The organism is Tenacibaculum sp. SM2510 (assembly GCF_057002845.1).
In genome coordinates this window covers 1,792,259-1,811,268 of sequence record NZ_CP192703.1, presented here as the reverse complement: position 1 = coordinate 1,811,268, position 19,010 = coordinate 1,792,259, and the positions used below count along the sequence as shown (strand labels likewise).

At 32.0% G+C, this 19,010-nt stretch carries 10 protein-coding genes; 4 read left to right on the top strand and 6 right to left on the bottom strand.

Annotated elements, in window-relative coordinates; translation table 11 throughout:
- Window positions 1-55 precede the first annotated feature (55 nt).
- Complete coding sequence (locus tag ACQ629_RS08115; protein ID WP_483703934.1) at window positions 56-1,717, bottom strand: ABC transporter ATP-binding protein; 1,662 nt, start codon at window positions 1,715-1,717, stop codon at window positions 56-58.
- A 295-nt stretch (window positions 1,718-2,012) separates the two neighbouring features.
- Here ACQ629_RS08115 and ACQ629_RS08110 point away from each other — a divergent pair, with 295 nt between their 5' ends.
- The 4 genes from ACQ629_RS08110 (at window position 2,013) to ACQ629_RS08095 (ending at window position 13,714) form a co-directional block, all read left to right on the top strand.
- Window positions 2,013-4,439 (top strand): GEVED domain-containing protein, encoded by a 2,427-nt coding sequence (locus ACQ629_RS08110; protein WP_483703932.1) that lies wholly within the window; start codon window positions 2,013-2,015, stop codon window positions 4,437-4,439.
- 210 nt (window positions 4,440-4,649) lie between these two features.
- Window positions 4,650-8,129: a M4 family metallopeptidase gene (locus ACQ629_RS08105; protein ID WP_483703930.1), complete on the top strand. Its 3,480-nt coding sequence runs from the start codon at window positions 4,650-4,652 to the stop codon at window positions 8,127-8,129.
- Between the two features lie 217 nt (window positions 8,130-8,346).
- Complete coding sequence (locus tag ACQ629_RS08100; RefSeq protein WP_483703928.1) at window positions 8,347-11,733, top strand: GEVED domain-containing protein; 3,387 nt, start codon at window positions 8,347-8,349, stop codon at window positions 11,731-11,733.
- A gap of 121 nt (window positions 11,734-11,854) precedes the next feature.
- Window positions 11,855-13,714 (top strand): ABC-F family ATP-binding cassette domain-containing protein, encoded by a 1,860-nt coding sequence (locus tag ACQ629_RS08095; protein WP_483703926.1) that lies wholly within the window; start codon window positions 11,855-11,857, stop codon window positions 13,712-13,714.
- Window positions 13,715-13,857: 143 nt separating this feature from the next.
- Here ACQ629_RS08095 and ACQ629_RS08090 read toward each other — a convergent pair whose 3' ends face one another.
- The 5 genes from ACQ629_RS08090 to ACQ629_RS08070 all read right to left on the bottom strand — a co-directional run bounded on the left by ACQ629_RS08090 (window position 13,858) and on the right by ACQ629_RS08070 (window position 18,708).
- Window positions 13,858-14,580 (bottom strand): tRNA-uridine aminocarboxypropyltransferase, encoded by a 723-nt coding sequence (locus ACQ629_RS08090; RefSeq protein WP_483703924.1) that lies wholly within the window; start codon window positions 14,578-14,580, stop codon window positions 13,858-13,860.
- Window positions 14,581-14,594: 14 nt separating this feature from the next.
- A complete protein-coding gene (locus ACQ629_RS08085) occupies window positions 14,595-14,978 on the bottom strand; it encodes a hypothetical protein (RefSeq protein ID WP_483703922.1) in 384 nt (127 codons plus the stop codon).
- Window positions 14,979-15,201: 223 nt separating this feature from the next.
- Entirely contained in the window at window positions 15,202-17,136 is a 1,935-nt protein-coding gene (locus tag ACQ629_RS08080; protein ID WP_483703920.1) for a DUF3732 domain-containing protein, read from the bottom strand.
- A complete protein-coding gene (locus ACQ629_RS08075; RefSeq protein ID WP_483703918.1) occupies window positions 17,133-17,609 on the bottom strand; it encodes a three component ABC system middle component in 477 nt (158 codons plus the stop codon). Before ACQ629_RS08075 ends, ACQ629_RS08080 begins: the two co-directional genes overlap by 4 nt.
- Window positions 17,596-18,708 (bottom strand): hypothetical protein, encoded by a 1,113-nt coding sequence (locus ACQ629_RS08070; protein WP_483703916.1) that lies wholly within the window; start codon window positions 18,706-18,708, stop codon window positions 17,596-17,598. Before ACQ629_RS08070 ends, ACQ629_RS08075 begins: the two co-directional genes overlap by 14 nt.
- Window positions 18,709-19,010: the final 302 nt, after the last annotated feature.

Genomic DNA, 19,010 nt, shown 5'->3' with positions numbered 1-19,010 from the left:
TTTTTCTTTTCGTTTTTAACGGTGCAATATACTATTAATAAAGCATTGAAAAAAGTTAGAGTCCTTTAGGTACTGCTGCTATTAATGTTTTGGTATAGTCGGTCTTTGGGTTATTGTAAATTTCATCAGCATCAGCAATTTCTTCTACCCTACCATTATTCATTACCACCAATTGATCGGCCATATATTTTACAACAGATAAATCATGGGAAATAAAAATATAAGTAAAATTAAATTCAGCTTTTAATTGATTCAGTAAATTTAAAACTTGCGCTTGTACCGATACATCTAAAGCAGAAACAGATTCATCGCAAATAATTAATTTTGGTTGTAAAGCAATAGTACGCGCAATACCAATTCGTTGGCGTTGTCCGCCAGAAAACTCATGCGGATATCTATTAAAATGTGACTTTTCTAGGCCAACTTTCTCCAATAAATTATACACGTATTCTTTTCTTTCTTTTGATGAGTTTAAAATATGGTGAACTTTCATGGGCTCGAGAATGGCGTCACCAACAGTAATTCTTGGGTTTAAAGACGAAAAAGGATCTTGAAATATAATTTGAATTTCTTTTCGTAGTTTTTTAAATGCTGATTTTGATAGCTTGGTAATATCTTCTCCCTTATAAATAATTTCTCCAGAAGTAGCACTTTCTAACTGTAAAATAGTTCTGCTTAACGTAGTTTTCCCGCAACCACTCTCTCCTACTAAACCTAAAGTTTCACCTTCATAAATTTTAAAAGACACATTGTTTACTGCTTTGACAATAGTAGGTTTAGAAAACCATGAAGCATTAGAAATAAAATTTTTGTGCAGGTTTTTAATTTCTAATAACGGCGGTTGATTATATATTTTTTGATGAAATATATCACGTTGTTCATTACTGTATAAAGAAGTATTTACGGTGTCGTTAATAAAATCAGTAACTGTAGGTAATATTTTAAAACGTTTTTTAATATTCGGTTTAGAATTTATAAGTGCTTTGGTGTAATTTTCTCTTGGATGAATAAATAAGTCACCAGCCTTGCCCTGCTCGATAATTTCACCTTTATGCATTACAATAACATTATCTGCAATTTCAGAAACCAAGGCTAAGTCATGAGAAATAAAAATAATTCCCATTTTATACTCCTCTTGTAACTCTTTTAAAAGTAAAACAATTTCTTTCTGAACTGTAACATCTAAAGCAGTTGTTGGTTCATCAGCAATTAAAATTTTTGGCTTACAAGCAATTGCCATTGCAATGACAACACGTTGTTTTTGACCCCCACTAATTTGATGTGGATATGAATTAAAAATACTTTCAGGTCTTGGGAGTTTAACTTTTTTAAATAAAGAAATAACTTCCTTTTTTATTTCATCTTTTGATAAATTGGTATGTTGTTGTAAAACTTCATAAACTTGAAAACCACAAGTTAACGTAGGATTTAAAGAACTCATTGGTTCTTGAAAAATCATTCCTATTTTACTACCTCTAATTTTTTGAAACTCGTTATTGGTATAAGTCAATAAGTTTTGATTATTAAATAAAACTTCACCTTTTATAGTAGCAAAATTAGGCAACAAACCCAAAATAGCTAAAGAGGTTATCGATTTTCCACTCCCACTTTCTCCTACAACACCTAGTATTTCAGTTTGTTGTAAACTAAAAGTAATATTTTTAACAACAGAAGGTGCGTTTTTAAAACTTATTTCTAAATTTTTAACTTGAAGCATTTTGCAGGTTTTTAATAAAAAGTATAACTAATTTTTCATAAATATAATAATAATGACCAATAAAGTCTAAATTATTAAATAATATGTAATAGCTAGTAAGCCTATGCCATCACTGACCTAATTTATTTTTTATGCTTTTGTTATTTATTAAAAAAGCACATTAAATGTTGTATATATAGCATTACATGTGTTTTTTTTTATATTTGCTGTTCATTTATTTAAAATAAATAGATTTTCATTGTGAATATGTCATCACTCTGGGTCTGTTTTTAATTAACTTAAAAACCCTTCAAAAATGAGAAAAAAAATTACTTTAGCATTATTATGCTTATTTTTTATTGGAGCAACTTTTGCACAGCAAGAGAGAAATTGTCATTCAATGAACAATCTTGAATATAGACAATCAAAAGATCCTTCTTTAAAACAAAGAATGGAAAAAATAGAGAGTTTTACCCAAAGAAAAATTCAAGAAAATCAAAACTATCAAAGTAAAGTTGAAGGACAAATTATTACTATTCCAGTAGTAGTTCATGTTATTTATAAAAACGCACAAGAAAATATTAGTGCTGCACAAATTCAGTCACAAATAGATGTTTTAAATGAAGACTTTAGAAGAGCTAACGCGGATGCAGATAATACATGGTCTCAAGCGGCTGATACTCAAATTGAGTTTAAATTAGCAACGGTAGATTTTAATGGAAATGCTACAACTGGTATTACAAGAAAATCTTCAACTAAAACTTCTTGGGGTACAAATGATGCAATGAAAAAATCTTCTCAAGGTGGTGTTAACCCATGGGATGCATCTCAATATTTAAACATGTGGGTTTGTAATATAGGAGGAGGTATTTTAGGATACGCTCAATTCCCTGGAGGTAGTGCTTCTACTGATGGAGTTGTAATGAGTCCTCAATATTTTGGAAGTTCAGATAAAGGTACAGGATTTTACTTATCTGCACCTTTCGATAAAGGAAGAACAGCTACTCACGAGGTAGGTCACTTTTTAAATTTACGTCACATTTGGGGTGATGGAGGTTGTGGTGTTGATGATTTTGTGTCTGATACTCCAGAATCTGATGCATCTAATGGTGGATGTGTAACAAACCATGTGTCTTGTGGTAGTTTAGATATGGTACAAAATTATATGGATTATTCAGATGATTCATGTATGAATTTATTTACTCTAGGTCAAAAAAGCAGAATGCGTACTATTTTAGAATCAGGTGGGTCTAGACGTTCTTTAGCTTTATCTGACAAGTTTGGAGGAGGAACACCACCAACAGGAACAAACTATTGTGCTTCAAAAGGCGCAAGTGTTGCTGATGAGTATATTCAGAAAGTTGCATTAGGAACAATTAGCAATACATCAACAGGAGGAAATGGGTATTCAGATTTCACATCAATCTCAACTACTTTAGAAAAAGGAGCTTCTAATACAATTACTATTACTCCAAAATGGACCGGAACAGTTTATAACGAAGGATACGGAGTGTTTATTGACTATAACCAAGATGGAGATTTCTCTGATGCAGGAGAAACAGTTTATACCAAAGCAGCATCAAAAACAACGCCAGTAGTTGGGTCATTTACAGTACCAACATCAGCAAGCTCAGGAGCAACAAGAATGCGTGTAGTATTAAAATACAACGCAATACCAACGGCATGTGAAGCATCTATTCAATATGGAGAAGTAGAAGATTACACCGTTGTAATTGGAAGCTCACAAGCAGATACTACTGCGCCAAGTGCACCAGCTAGTTTAGCAGCATCAAGTGTAGCACAAACGAGTTTAACATTAAACTGGTCGGCATCTACAGATAATGTAGCGGTAACAGGTTATGATGTATACCAAGGATCAACTATGTTAGGATCTGCAACAGGAACCTCTTCAAATATTACCGGTTTAACAGCAGCAACAACATATACTTTCTCTGTAAGAGCAAAAGATGCAGCAGGTAATGTATCATCATCTAGTAATGTTGTAAGTGTAACAACCTTATCAACCCAAGTTTCTTATTGTGCATCAAAAGGAAGCAGGGTAACTTATGAATGGATTGATTATGTTTCTTTTGGAGGAATGACTAATACATCAGCAGCCAATGGAGGTTATGGAGACTTTACGTCAAAAGTAGCTACCGTTGCACCAGGATCTACAAATCAAATTCTTTTCAGTGCAGGGTTTAGCGGAACAGCTTATACAGAATTCTTTACTATTTGGATAGATTTTAACCAAAATGGTACATTCGAGTCAAGCGAAGAAGTAGTAGCAGGTTCATCATCAAGTGCGGGTAATTTATCAGCAAATGTTGTAGTACCATCAAATGCAGTCTTAGGTACTACAAGAATGCGTGTATCTATGAAGTATAATAGTAAATCTACAGCATGTGAATCTTTTGGAGACGGTGAAGTAGAAGATTATACTGTTAATATATCTAACAGTGCTCGTTCTTTCGGAGATAACACAAGTGCTACAAGATTAGGAAACGAAGCAAGCGTAAACTTAATGGCATACCCTAACCCAGCTACAAATTTTGTACAAGTTAAGTTAGCATCTAAAGCAACTAACATGACGTATAAGATTGTAAATGTACTTGGAGGCGTTGTGCAAAAAGGTCGTTTAGATTCTTCTAACATCAATGTGTCTAACTTACATACAGGAATGTATATTTTAGAAGTAAATGATGGTCAGAAATCATTAACAACTAAATTAATGAAGAAGTAAAAGAGTAAAAAATTAATTATATATTATTTAATTCGTTAAATCTAGTAAGTCACTAGGTTTAGCGAATTTTTTTTATGATATTTTTTATATTTTTTTATATTTTTTAAGAATAGTTTATTTTTTATCTATATTTGATGCGTAAGTGGTATTAAATTAAGAGTTTTTAACATTAAAATCACATTACGATAACTAACTTAAACCCTTCATATAATGAAACACAATTATTTTAGAACAGTGTTCTTATCTTCTTTTTTATTGGCAGGATTAACAGCAATCAATGCTCAAGAAAGTAGAGGCTTAAAACAAATTAACTTCAATAAATCTTCTAAAGCCTCTATACAAAAGGCTCCAGATTTAATTAGAGAAAAGTTAAAATTAACATCTAATGATAACTTACAAAAAATTAAATCAGAAGTTGATAACTTAGGATTTATTCATGAAAAATACCAACAAAAATTTAAAGGAGTAAAAGTAGAATTTGGAACTTATACAGCGCACGCAAAAAATAGTATATTAAGAACTATGGATGGTGAGTTATATGATGTTGGTAAAGTAAATATCACACCAAAATTATCTAAACAAACAGCCTTTAGAAGAGCCATATCTCACACAGGTGCTCAAAAGTACCTATGGGAAGCTCCAAAAGAAGCTAAAAGCTTAGGGAACTATAAAAGGCCAGAAGGAGAATTATTAATTCTTCCAAGAGAGGTAATAGGTACAAAATCTGCAAGATTAGCATATAAATTTGATATTTATAGTATAAAACCTTTAAGCAGGGGAGATTTGTACATAGATGCTCATACAGGAGAAGCTTTATTTTTTAATGCTACAATTAAACACTTAGATGAACATGCGCATTCTTCAAAAAACTTAGGAAACGTTACGAACTTAGCTGCTAAATTTACTGAAGCATTAGCTACAGGTAATGCAGCTACCAGATATAGTGGTACAAGATCTATAACAACTAGAATAGTTGGTAGTAACTATGCCTTAAGAGATAATACAAGAGGAGGCGGGGTTAACACATACAACAGTGGAGGTAAGCCTAGTTATCCTTCAACGAACTTTACAGATGCAGATAATAACTGGACAGCAGCTGAGTTTGATAATTCAGCAAAAGACAATGCCGCTTTAGATGCACATTGGGGGGCTGAGAAAACATACGATTATTTTCAGTCAAAACACAGTAGAAACAGTTATAATGGTTCGGGAGCAGCGATAAACAGTTATGTACATTACGATGATGTAGCTGGAGGACTTGGTTACGATAATGCTTTTTGGAACGGTAGTGTAATGACTTACGGTGATGGAACATCGAACGGTAGTGAAGGAAATGGAAATTTTGATGCATTAACATCTCTTGATGTTGCTGCGCACGAAATAGGTCATGCTATTTGTTCAAGTACAGCGAATTTAGCTTATCAAAGAGAGTCAGGAGGATTAAATGAAGGTTTTTCTGATATTTGGGGAGCAGCTGTTGAGCACTTTGCAAAAGGAAATGGAAATGACCTTGCGCCGGATGCTTCGGTTTGGTTAATTGGAGATGAAATTGATAGACGTACAGGTTCTTCAGCTTTGCGTTCTATGAGTAATCCTAATGAAAGAAATCAACCAGATACTTATGGAGGTACTTACTGGAAAGAACCTAATTGTGGTACACCAACAAGAGCTAATGATTATTGTGGTGTTCATACGAATTCGGGAGTGTTAAATCATTGGTTTTATTTATTAACAGTAGGAGGTTCAGGAACAAATGATGTGAATAATACATTTAATGTTGCAGCTATTGGTATGACAAAATCAGCTAAAATTTCTTACCGTTTAGAAACAAATTATTTATCAGCAAATTCAACTTTTGCCAACGCAAGAACAGGATCGATTACTGCAGCAGAAGACTTATATGGAGCAAATAGTAACGAAGTTAAATCTGTTACAAACGCATGGCATGCAGTAGGTGTTGGAGCAGCATATGTAGAAGTTTGTGCTTTAGCAGCACCAACTAATTTCTCTGGGTCTAGTATTAATGATAATGGATTTACATTAACATGGTCAGCGGTTTCAGGAGCTGTATCTTATGAAGTAACAGCAAACGGAATAACAAGTACAGTGAATGGAACATCTAAAGTTATTACAGGTTTAACAGCGGGGTCAACGTATGCTTGTACTGTAAAAGCTACTTGTGCTTCAGGAGGAAGCGGAACGGTTTCTAATACCTCTGTAACAACTACAGGTACAACACCAATTTCTTATTGTACTTCAAAAGGCGCAAGTGTTGCTGATGAGTATATTGAAAAAGTAGCATTAGGAACCATAAGCAATACTTCAACAGGAGGAAATGGGTATTCAGATTTCACATCAATCTCAACCACTTTAGAAAAAGGAGCTTCTAATACGATAACAATTACTCCAAAGTGGACAGGAACTGTTTATAATGAAGGATACGGAGTATTTATTGATTATAACCAAGATGGAGATTTCTCTGATGCAGGAGAAACAGTTTATACAAAAGCAGCTTCAAAAACGACTCCGGTAGTTGGATCTTTTACAGTACCAACATCAGCAACAACAGGAGCAACAAGAATGCGTGTTGTATTAAAGTACAACGCAACACCAACCGCATGTGAGGCATCTTTTCAATATGGAGAAGTAGAAGATTACACCGTTGTAATTGGAGGGGCACAAGCAGATACTACAGCACCAAGTGCACCAGCTAATTTATCAGCATCAAGTGTAACACAAACAAGTTTAACATTAAACTGGTCGGCATCTACAGATAATGTAGCGGTAACAGGTTATGATGTATACCAAGGATCAACTATGTTAGGTTCTTCAACAGGAACCTCTACAAATATTACCGGTTTAACAGCAGCAACAACATATACTTTCTCTGTAAGAGCAAAAGATGCAGCAGGTAATGTATCATCATCTAGTAATGTTGTAAATGTAACAACCTTATCAAACCAAGTTTCTTATTGTGTATCAAAAGGAAGCAGGGTAACTTATGAATGGATTGATTATGTTTCTTTTGGAGGTATGACCAATACATCAGCAGCTAATGGAGGTTATGGAGACTTTACGTCAAAAGTAGCTACCGTTGCACCAGGATCTACAAATCAAATTATTTTCAGTGCAGGGTTTAGCGGAAGCGCTTATACAGAATTTTTTACTATTTGGATAGATTTTAACCAAAATGGTACATTCGAGTCAAGCGAAGAAGTAGTAGCAGGTTCATCATCAAGTGCGGGTAATTTATCAGCAAATGTTGTAGTACCATCAAATGCAGTCTTAGGTACTACAAGAATGCGTGTATCTATGAAATATAACAGTAAATCTACAGCATGTGAATCTTTTGGAGACGGTGAAGTAGAAGATTATACTGTTAATATTACATCAGGTGCTGTATTTGCAGGTTTTGGTACACATACAACAGCGGTTGTTGAAACCTTAGGTAATGAAGCAAGCGTAAACTTAATGGCATACCCTAACCCAGCTACAAACTTTGTACAAGTTAAGTTGGCATCTAAAGCAACTAACATGACGTATAAGATTGTAAATGTACTTGGAGGCGTTGTGCAAAAAGGTCGTTTAGATTCTTCTAACATCAATGTGTCTAACTTACATACAGGAATGTATATCTTAGAAGTAAATGATGGTCAGAAATCATTAACAACTAAATTGATGAAGAAATAAAAGAGTAAAAAATTAATTATTTTTTTAAAACCGTTAAAGCCAGTACTATACTGGGTTTAATGGTTTTTTTTATTTATAATTTATTAATTCATCTAATTTTTAACGATTTGATTACGGGTATTTTATTTTTTTATTATATTTGGCGTATTAATGATAAAATATTAAGATTTAATTAAGAAAAAAAGCATTTTAAACAACTAATTTAAACCCTTCAAAAATGAATCAAAAGTACCTAAAAGGCCTTGTATTGGCTGGTGTTGTATTTGGATTAAATTTTCAAGCACAAGCTCAAGACAAGAAAGAAGTAGAACAAATTCGTAGTAAATACAATTTAACGAAGCTTCAACAAATGAAAGGAAACTTTCAAAAAATAGCAAAAACAGAAAAAGAACAAGCTGTACGTATTGCAAAACAAAAAGGTTGGAAAACTAAATTTACGACTAAAGATGGTAGTTTGGTTGAATTACAAAGAGTTGTAAATGGTAAACCAATATATTATACAACTTCTAATGTGGCTGCAGCTAAATCTACAAGAGCAAACCATTTAAATGCTGGAGGATCTTTAGGCTTAAACTTAATGGGTCAAGGAATGACTGCTTATGTATGGGATGGAGGTATTGCAAGAGGTACTCACCAGGAGTATGACGGAGCAGGAGGAAGTAATCGTTTTACAATCAATGACGGAAGTTCTACATTAAATTTTCATGCAGGTCACGTAACAGGAACTATCATGGCATCAGGTGTTCAGCCAGAAGCAAAAGGAATGGCTCCTCATTCTAAAGTAAGAGGAAGTGACTGGAATAGTGATAAAGCTGAAGCAACTTCGGCAGCATCTAACGGAATGTTAATTTCTAATCACTCTTATGGTTATGCAACTAGAAACGCACAGGGTCAGGTGCAATTACCTCAAAATTATTTTGGAGGATATATTGATGAATCTAGAAATTGGGATGAAATTATGTTTAATGCACCTAACTATTTAATGGTTGTGGCTGCGGGTAACGACGGTAATGATAATACAGCTAATACAAATCCAACAGGAGGTTCTGGATTTGATAAGTTAACAGGGCATTCAACATCTAAAAATAATTTAGTTGTAGCAAATGCACAAGATGCAAATATTGATTCAAACGGAAATTTAGTTTCTGTTTCTATTAATAGTTCAAGTAGTGAAGGGCCAACAGATGATTTTAGAATCAAGCCAGATATTACTGGAAATGGTACTAATGTATACTCAACTTATGCAAGTAGTGATACTGCATATAACTCTATTACTGGTACATCTATGGCATCGCCAAATGTTACAGGTTCATTGTTATTATTACAACAACACCATAAAAACTTGAATAGTGGAGCTTTTATGAGAGCAGCTACCTTAAAAGGTTTAGCGCTTCATACTGCTGATGATGCAGGTGTTTCTGGTCCAGATGCCGTTTTCGGTTGGGGATTATTACATACTAAAAAAGCAGCGCAAGCAATTTCAGATAAAGGAAATAAATCTAAGATTGAAGAATTAACATTAACATCAGGTCAAACTTATACAATTACTGTAGATGCTGATGGGGTTAATCCGTTATTAGCATCTATTTCTTGGACAGATAGACCAGGTGTTGCAACTTCAACTGTAAATTCAACTACACCTGTATTAGTAAATGATTTAGATTTAAGAGTTACTAAAGGAGGAACATCATATTTACCATATGAATTAACAGGAGCAACAACTAGTGCAAAGAGAGATAACAATGTAGATCCTTTTGAAAGAGTAGATGTTTCTGGTGCTTCAGGTACTTATACAATAACAGTTACAAATAAAGGATCTTTAACTGGAGGTAGTCAAGATTATACATTAATAGTAACTGGTATTACTGGTACACCGGTAGTGTGTAATGCAACAGTTCCAACGGGAGTTTCTACAACAGGGGTTACTGCAACAGGAGCAACAGTAAATTGGGCTGCAGTTACAGGAGCAACATATGATGTACGATATAAAGCAACTTCATCTTCTACTTGGTTAACAAGTGCAGTTTCTACAACGACAACAGCATTAAGTGGTTTAACGGCTTCAACACAATACGAAGTACAAGTACGTAGCAAGTGTTCTTCAGGGAACTCAGCTTACAGTACTTCTGTAAACTTTACAACCCCAGCAGTTACAATTTCTTATTGTACTTCAAAAGGCGCAAGTGTTGCTGATGAGTATATTGAAAAAGTAGCATTAGGAACCATAAATAATACTTCAACAGGAGGAAATGGGTATTCAGATTTTACATCAATCTCAACGACTTTAGAAAAAGGAGCTTCTAATACGATAACAATTACTCCAAAGTGGACAGGAACTGTTTATAATGAAGGATACGGAGTATTTATTGATTATAACCAAGATGGAGATTTTTCTGATGCAGGAGAAACAGTTTATACAAAAGCACCATCGAAAACGACTCCGGTAGTTGGATCTTTTACAGTACCAACATCAGCAACAACAGGAGAAACAAGAATGCGAGTAGTATTAAAGTACAACGCAACACCAACCGCATGTGAGGCATCTTTTCAATATGGAGAAGTAGAAGATTACACTGTTGTAATTGGTGGGTCACAAGCAGATACTACAGCACCAAGTGCACCAGCTAATTTATCAGCATCAAGTGTAACACAAACAAGTTTAACATTAAACTGGTCGGCATCTACAGATAATGTAGCGGTAACAGGTTATGATGTATACCAAGGATCAACAATGTTAGGTTCTTCAACAGGAACCTCTACAAATATTACAGGTTTAACAGCAGCAACAGCATATACTTTCTCTGTAAGAGCAAAAGATGCAGCAGGTAATGTATCGTCATCTAGTAATGTTGTAAGTGTAACAACCTTATCAAACCAAGTTTCTTATTGTGCATCAAAAGGAAACAGATCTAGTTATGAATGGATTGATAATGTAGAATTAGGAGGAATGACTAATGCTTCTGGAAATAATGGAGGTTATATTGATAATACTTCTAAAGTAGCAACGTTAGCACAAGGAAGCGCAACAAATGCAATGATTGTAAGTGCAGGGTTTAGTGGTACAGCTTATACTGAGCACTGGGCAGTTTGGATTGACTTTAACAGAAATGGAACATTTGAAACAAGTGAAAAAGTAGTTTCAGGTTCTTCGTCAAGTGCAAATAACTTAACAGCTAATGTAGCAGTACCTGCAAATGCGGTATTAGGTCAAACAAGAATGCGTGTTTCAATGAAGTATAACTCAGCACAAACAGCTTGTGAAACTTTCGCAGATGGTGAAGTAGAAGACTATACTGTAAATATTACAGCATCAGCTTCTAGCTTTAATACAACTTTTACAGATGTAAAAGGAGATGCTTTAGGAAATGAAGCAAGCGTAAACTTAATGGCATACCCTAATCCAGCTACAAATTTTGTACAAGTTAAATTAGCTTCTAAAGCTGATAACATGACGTATAAAATTGTAAATGTACTTGGAAGCGTTGTGCAAAAAGGTCGTTTAGATTCTTCGAACATCAACGTGTCTAACTTAAATACAGGAATGTATATTTTAGAAGTAAATGATGGTCAGAAATCATTAACAACTAAATTAATGAAGAAATAATAAGCATTTTTATTTCGAGGAAAGTTTAAGGAATATAAGCCTTCGCTATTACCTTGCGATTAAATAAATAAAACCCGAGCATTTGCTCGGGTTTTTTGTTTCTTTGCATAAAATATAGAATATGAATTACCTATCGGTTGAAGGCATTGCAAAAGCTTACGGAGAAAAAGTATTATTTGAAGATATTTCTTTCGGAATCAATAAAGATCAAAAAATAGCTTTTGTTGCTAAAAACGGTAGTGGTAAAACCTCTATTTTAAATATTATTGCAGGAGTTGATGAATCTGATTCCGGGCAAGTAATTAGTAGAAAAGACATTGATATTGCTTATTTATCGCAAGCGGATAACTTAAATCCAGACTTAACGATAGAGGAAACTATTTTTTCTACAGATAACAAAGTTTTATCAGTAATAAAGCAATACGAAAAAGCAGTAGAAAATCCTGATAATGCAGACGCGTTTCAAGAAGCTTTCGAGTTAATGGAGCAGTACAATGCGTGGGATTTTGAAACGCAATACACACAAATATTATCGAAGTTAAAGTTAGATAACTTACAGTTAAAAGTAGGGAAACTTTCTGGTGGACAAAAGAAGCGTTTAGCGCTTGCAATTGTATTGATAAAAAAACCAGATTTATTAATTTTAGATGAGCCTACCAATCATTTAGATTTAGAAATGATTGAATGGCTAGAAGCCTTTTTTGCCAAAGAAAAAATAACCTTATTTATGGTTACCCACGACCGTTATTTCTTAGAACGTGTGTGTAATGAGATTATCGAATTAGATGAAGGTAAATTATATAAATACAAAGGTAATTATTCATATTACCTACAAAATAAAGAAGAACGTTTAGCATTAGAAGCTACCAATTTAGGGAAAGCTAAAAGTTTATTTAAAAAAGAATTAGATTGGATGCGTCGCCAACCAAAGGCACGTACAACAAAATCTAAATCTCGTATTGAAGATTTTAATCAGATTAAAGATAAAGCACACCAGCGACGTAATGAGCATGAAGTGCAGTTAGAAATTAATATGGAGCGTTTAGGAAGCAAAATTTTGGAGCTTCATAAAATGAAAAAATCGTTTGATGACAAAGTAATTTTAGATGGCTTTGATTATGTTTTTAAACGTGGAGAACGTATTGGTATTATAGGTAAAAACGGTACAGGTAAATCTTCTTTTTTAAATATGTTAACAGGAGCTATCGAATTAGATGGCGGAAAAGTAACAGTAGGAGAAACTGTAAAGTTTGGATATTACACCCAAAACGGAATTGAAATAAAACCAGGGCAAAAAGTAATTGAAGTAGTTAAAGAATTCGGAGAATATATTCCGTTATCTAAAGGACGAAAAATATCTGCAAGTCAATTATTAGAACGCTTTCTTTTTGATAAAAAAAAGCAATACGATTTTGTAGAAAAATTAAGTGGTGGAGAACAAAAGAGATTGTATTTATGTGCGGTGTTAATTCAGAATCCGAACTTTTTAATTTTAGATGAGCCTACCAACGACCTAGATGTTGTAACGCTAAATGTATTAGAAAATTTCTTATTAGATTATCCTGGTAACTTAATGGTGGTTTCTCACGACCGTTATTTTATGGATAAAATTGTAGATAACTTATTTGTGTTTAGAGGAGAAGGAGAAATTGAGAATTTCCCTGGTAATTACTCTGATTTTAGAGCCTATGAAGACTCTAAGGTGATAGAAGCAAGAGAAGTAAAGAAAGAAGTTGTAAAACCCGTTAAAACGGCTAAGAAAGTAGCTTTAAGTTTTGATGAGAAACGCGAATGGGGTTTACTTGAAAAAGATATCGAAAGATTGCAAAAAAAGAAAAAAACTATTGAAGGTAAATTTAATAACGCTGAATATTCTCCTGAAGAAATTAATGATAAATCAATAGAGCTTCAGCAAATATCAGACGATTTAGAAACCAAAGAAGAACGTTGGTTAGAGCTTTCTATGAAAATAGAAGGGTAGTAATATTTTTTCATAAATAAAATTGCAATAGCCATCAATAAAAATTAACTATACGTGTTATAGCCTGTTTTTATTGATGGCTATTATCATTCCTCTAATGAAGATTTCTACTTTACCTATTAAATTACCTGGTTTTACAGCTATTATTGTTCGAAAATAATACTTCTTTCGGTGTTTTTCTTATACATATTCTTAGGAAGAATCTCTTTGTTTGCCGTTGAACTATAGTTTTTACTAGTTGGGTTTAGAAGATATTCGAGTTGATATTCAATCATTTTTTCAAAAGGAATAAGGAAACCTTTCGTTTCGCATTGCTCTAAGTTACCTTTCTTCAATAAATTTAAGACGGTATATACTGACTCAATAGTACTAAGACAAAGAGAATTTGGCTGTTGCTTAATAATAAATTTTGAAATAATTTTATTATCAAAACTTACTCTTTTTAGTTTTTGCAAGTTGGTGCTTAAACTAAGCATTTTACGGGCGCAAGGCCATGTGCCATCGAGAATAAAGATATTTGCATTAATACCCATAAAGGCATTTATTTCTGAACTTTTTCTTGTCGATAAGTTGAAATTATCTTTTCCCGGATACAGTAAAACAGCAGAACTATTTTTATTAGTCAGTATTTCGTTTACACGTTTGTTATTGGTAAAATCGACACCCACTATAATTTCTGAATTTTCAAGCTGAAGCTTAGTCATGTGCCCCGTTCCGTTTCTTTCTTTTTTGTACTCTTTCGGGTGCATTAAAATAATAAAACGCGTTTTAGTTTGTAAAGGACTAATGTGTTTACAAATACATGTGCTTGAAGGCCTCATACATTTGTAACATTTTATTCTTGGATTTTTTATTTCTACTTGCAAGGAGTATATTTCTTTTATCTTTTGGTAAACCCTAATGTAATTTCTTGCTCATGCTTATTTATTGAGAAAACTAATTTAGAATCATTTATTGAAACAATTTTTTGAATAACTGTTTCTTGCTCATCTGTTACTTTTAGAGCTCTCTTTTCTTTTAAATACACCCATTTACCAGTACTTAATACACCATTTTGATCCATTCCTTCAGCTTTACCATCCGGATGGTACATAGACCAACTATTTTTTATCATTTTAGGAGGTAGCGGTATTTTTTCTCCAGAAATTTCTACATACTCTAAATGCCATTTTCCAGAGCAAATCATACTTATGTCGTCTTGAATATAGTTTGATTGAAATGAAAACGATATCAGAATTAATATGACTATTGCAATTTTTTTCATGATTTTAATTTTGTAATATTTGTTACCGTTAAGTATAAGAAACGTACGGCAGGTGATAAGCACTTTCGTTTCGGTTTATTACTTAGCTAAATATAAATATTTTGCTTTTATCTTTTTTATTATAAACGCTAAATTTTATATTTAGCGGACTTTGTTAATATTTACAGACCTTTTGATTTAGCACGAAATGCCCTATGTTTTTTATACATTGTTGTATGCCGTTTTATATTAGTCCTCCACCGTCACTTTTAATCCAATCTTTAATTATAAATTCTTTAAAATCATCATCATTAGCGTGTTCTAATACTATTATTTGAGGTTTAACATTTGTATTCTTAAATATTAATTCAATTTCTTCATTCAAAACTTTAAATATATTTTTTACTTGCTCAATGTTTTCTTCAAACTTCTCTTCATCTTCTGAATCGTTCAATTCTTTTTTCTTGGCTGTTCTAGGGAAGTAAACTTGACTAGGTTGGTCTACCATTAAGAATGATGGAATTATTGATTTAGAGTTACTGCAAGATAAATGCAGGAAAGATAAAAATAAAGAAAGGTGACAAGCTAACCAGTTTGCCCCACTTCCCATTTCATCTAGCCTAATCTTTTGCGATTTGTGTTTATGATAAAAATTAAAATTATCAATGTTAAAATGAAAGTCAATAGGTTTCAGTTCTTCTTCAAAATCCAATTTACTAGCAACTCTATCCATTTGTTCTTTAATAAATAATTCTGTTTCGGATTTGAATAGCTTTAAATCTTTATACTTCAATAACTCTTTATTATATGATTTAAGTTGCTCTTTTAAGCTTACTAAATCTGAATTAAACTTAGATAAATCGTTGGATTCTAAAAGATGTTTGATTGTTGTTTCTAAAACACCTTTTTGATGTATTATTGATTCTCGTTTTCCTTTTATTTTTTTTATATCAACATTTTCTTTTGTAAGTATTTCAATGTTTTTAGAAATTGATTTTATTTTGACTGTTAATGCTTTCTTATCTAATCTAAATTTCTCAATTATCTGAGTACTGTCTTTTGAAAATGTGTTAACTTTTGTAAGCTCCTCAATTAGTTTGTTTTTTGATTCATTTAGTTTATCAATGTTCTCATTGATGTGTGAAACTGAATTGTCACAAAGTGGACAAGCTAATTCATCTATTTTAGTATTATAATTTTGTCTAGCCTTAGTTTGTCTTAAATGTTTTGCGTAATCTAAACTGTCATCTGAATTTGAGAGTAGACTGGAAATAGCATTTTCAATTTCATTTTTCTCAACATAGAGAACTTCTCTTTCATTTTCTAATTGTGCTACTTTAGTAAATGATTTTGTTTGGTCAGCAAGGATTTTTGGAGGAATAGGTAAATTAAGACCTATCTTTTTTAATTCACGTAATGAAAGCCCTTCTTCAAGAGTTAGGTCTAACATTGAATAATAAATTTGTATTTGGTCTCTAATATTATCAGCTTGGTTTGATGTTTTTTGTTGAATTCGTTCTAAAACTTTTTGTTCGGCTGTTATTTTTCTTTCAGTCTCCTTAATTAGTTTTACCAATTGATAATATTTACTGTCAGCCACACCTAATAAAACGGGCAAAGCTTGAATAACTCTTTTACGTTTTACCAAATCATCAAACCTATAGAATAATGCGTGTTTGTTAGCTATCAAATTTTGATGTTGAAATAGAAAAGACACTGTGTCTCTAATCGATAACTTTCCAAAACTCTCGTAATCTGATTCTAAGTTTTTTAATGACAAACCTAATAATTCTTCAAAATCATTTTGAACATCATTTTTAATTGGCTTCAGTGAAATGTCATTAAAATAATCATATTTAATATCTTCAATTATTTTATAATCAGTTTCTATTTTTAAATATGCATTTCTCATATTTCCTGTTTTTGGTGCTGGACGACCAATAACAATGTAAAATTCGTTTACTTTATAAATGACTACAAATAATTCTGCAAAATCGATTATCTTTCCTACAGGAACACTTGACCTTGATGAAAATAGACAATAATCAATGATTTCGATAAGTGCACTTTTCCCTGTCTTAGAATCCCCAGTTATGATATTCAAACCATCTTTAAATGGTACAAATCGTTTACTTCCTGTATTGCTAAAAACAGCAATTTGTTTTATAGTTGTACTCATATTTCTGTAATTCTAAGTTTTTTAAATACTGATAAATATTGTTCCTTCCCTAAAATAACACCTAAATTATATGATGACTTATATATCGATTTTAAGTAAATATCTTTTTCATTATTGAAATGAATATCAGTATTTGGCGTTAAATATTCACCTATTTCTAAATCAATTTCATTGGCTAGAATAATAATTGCTGTATTTGTTATTTCTCGATAATCATTTATCTTTTGATTTAAAGAGCTTCTAAAAATGTCAAAATCTTTGTTTTCAATAAACGGGTTGAATTTTGAGTTTTTATTTAAGTTCTTTAATTTTTTTTGAGCTTGAATATTATAAATAAAAGGTAAAACAAGATGTATTAATTCTGTTTTTATACAATGAGAATTAACAGATTTAGCACCACATAAAAAATGATGTAATATTTTACTAGTGTGGAATGGCGAAAACACCAATCTTTCTAAATCAGTTGCTTTCATTCTTTGAGTTTAGGTTAATGTCAATTGTTTTAATTTCTAGGTTATGCAGTAAGCGACCTTTAGGATAATATGGTCTTGTATTTGTAATTCCTTCTATTTTAGTTTTAGAAGAAATTTGATTAATACTGTCATCAAAAAAACGTCTTGATTTCTCGTTAGTATCGCAGTTTTCGGTTAGTTGGTCTAAGTGACTGTCTTTAAGTTCTAGAATAACTTCTTTGATGTCTTCATCATAGTTATCAAGATTTTCACATAAGCTAGTTCTTGCTTCAACCATTTTGATTTGACTTTCAGAAGCTTTTAAATAATTATCCATTGACTTACCAATTTTCCTTTCATATTGAATTTTTTCTAACTCTTTTACAAAATGGAAATTATCTTTTGTAGTAATGTCAGCTGTAACATTTGAAATTGGAAAATTTAACTCTTCAATTTTATATCTATTTGCAAAAGTCCGAGAATTTTCACGGAAAGAATCTATTACAATTTCCCAAATATAGTCTGTTGTATTAACTAGCTGAAGTGATATATATCCAAATAAATAACAAATGAATTCTTCTCTATTTTTTAATTCAATATGACTTGTTACAGCTGGATGTTCTAATAAAACATCTTTATAATATTCTTTAGCTGATTTTTGATTGTCTTTTATTTCAAATTTATCAAGAAGGTTTTCTAACTTCTTTTTATCAAATGCTTTTACATTATCATAATATACTTTAATTGTGTCATTTGATTTTACTGCAATTATTTTCTTTTTTTTATCAGATTTGGTTAAATCTCTCCAACTTTCAAATATTGACCCTACTTTTATTTCTGCTGTAGTATGAAGTATGAATTTGTCATAAAAACGAAATGTATCATATTCTGTTATTATATTCGAAAGAGTTTTCCAGAAGTCAATATGCGTGTCAATTAGTTTTTTTTCATCATTAATAGAGTGTTTAATCTCTGTTGATGTCTTTCCGTCTGAAACATCTCCTAAACATTCTAAATAAATTTTTGTACCATCTTTTCCCTCAAAGCATTCCTTTAAAGCAGCCATTTCTTGATATTTAAATCCTAATATTTTAGTAGAAGCATCAGATTTGGAACTCATATTTAGTTTTTTTTAAAATTGCCTACAGCTTGTTTATATCATTTAATATCTACTATATTCCACATACTAAATTACATATAGCACATGGTATTCCTTTACGGGTATCCGTTAAGAAGTGTATAGCATCGAAATTTTAAAAAATAAAAGGAATAGCAATTATTTCTTTAGCAAATTTTCGAGTTAAATATAGTAATTCTATCTAATTGTACCAAAAGACTTTACAGGTTATAAAGTGGGTTGTTTGTTTTTAGTTAAACTGGTTTTTAGAATGTCAGTTCGAGTGATTTTTGTTAAAAAATCGT

Coding starts and splice junctions, on each gene's coding strand:
- ACQ629_RS08115 (WP_483703934.1), bottom strand. CDS start 1,717: ATGCTTCAAGTTAAAAATTTAGAAATAAGTTTTAAAAACGCACCTTCT.
- ACQ629_RS08110 (WP_483703932.1), top strand. CDS start 2,013: ATGAGAAAAAAAATTACTTTAGCATTATTATGCTTATTTTTTATTGGA.
- ACQ629_RS08105 (WP_483703930.1), top strand. CDS start 4,650: ATGAAACACAATTATTTTAGAACAGTGTTCTTATCTTCTTTTTTATTG.
- ACQ629_RS08100 (WP_483703928.1), top strand. CDS start 8,347: ATGAATCAAAAGTACCTAAAAGGCCTTGTATTGGCTGGTGTTGTATTT.
- ACQ629_RS08095 (WP_483703926.1), top strand. CDS start 11,855: ATGAATTACCTATCGGTTGAAGGCATTGCAAAAGCTTACGGAGAAAAA.
- ACQ629_RS08085 (WP_483703922.1), bottom strand. CDS start 14,978: ATGAAAAAAATTGCAATAGTCATATTAATTCTGATATCGTTTTCATTT.
- ACQ629_RS08080 (WP_483703920.1), bottom strand. CDS start 17,136: ATGAGTACAACTATAAAACAAATTGCTGTTTTTAGCAATACAGGAAGT.
- ACQ629_RS08075 (WP_483703918.1), bottom strand. CDS start 17,609: ATGAAAGCAACTGATTTAGAAAGATTGGTGTTTTCGCCATTCCACACT.
- ACQ629_RS08070 (WP_483703916.1), bottom strand. CDS start 18,708: ATGAGTTCCAAATCTGATGCTTCTACTAAAATATTAGGATTTAAATAT.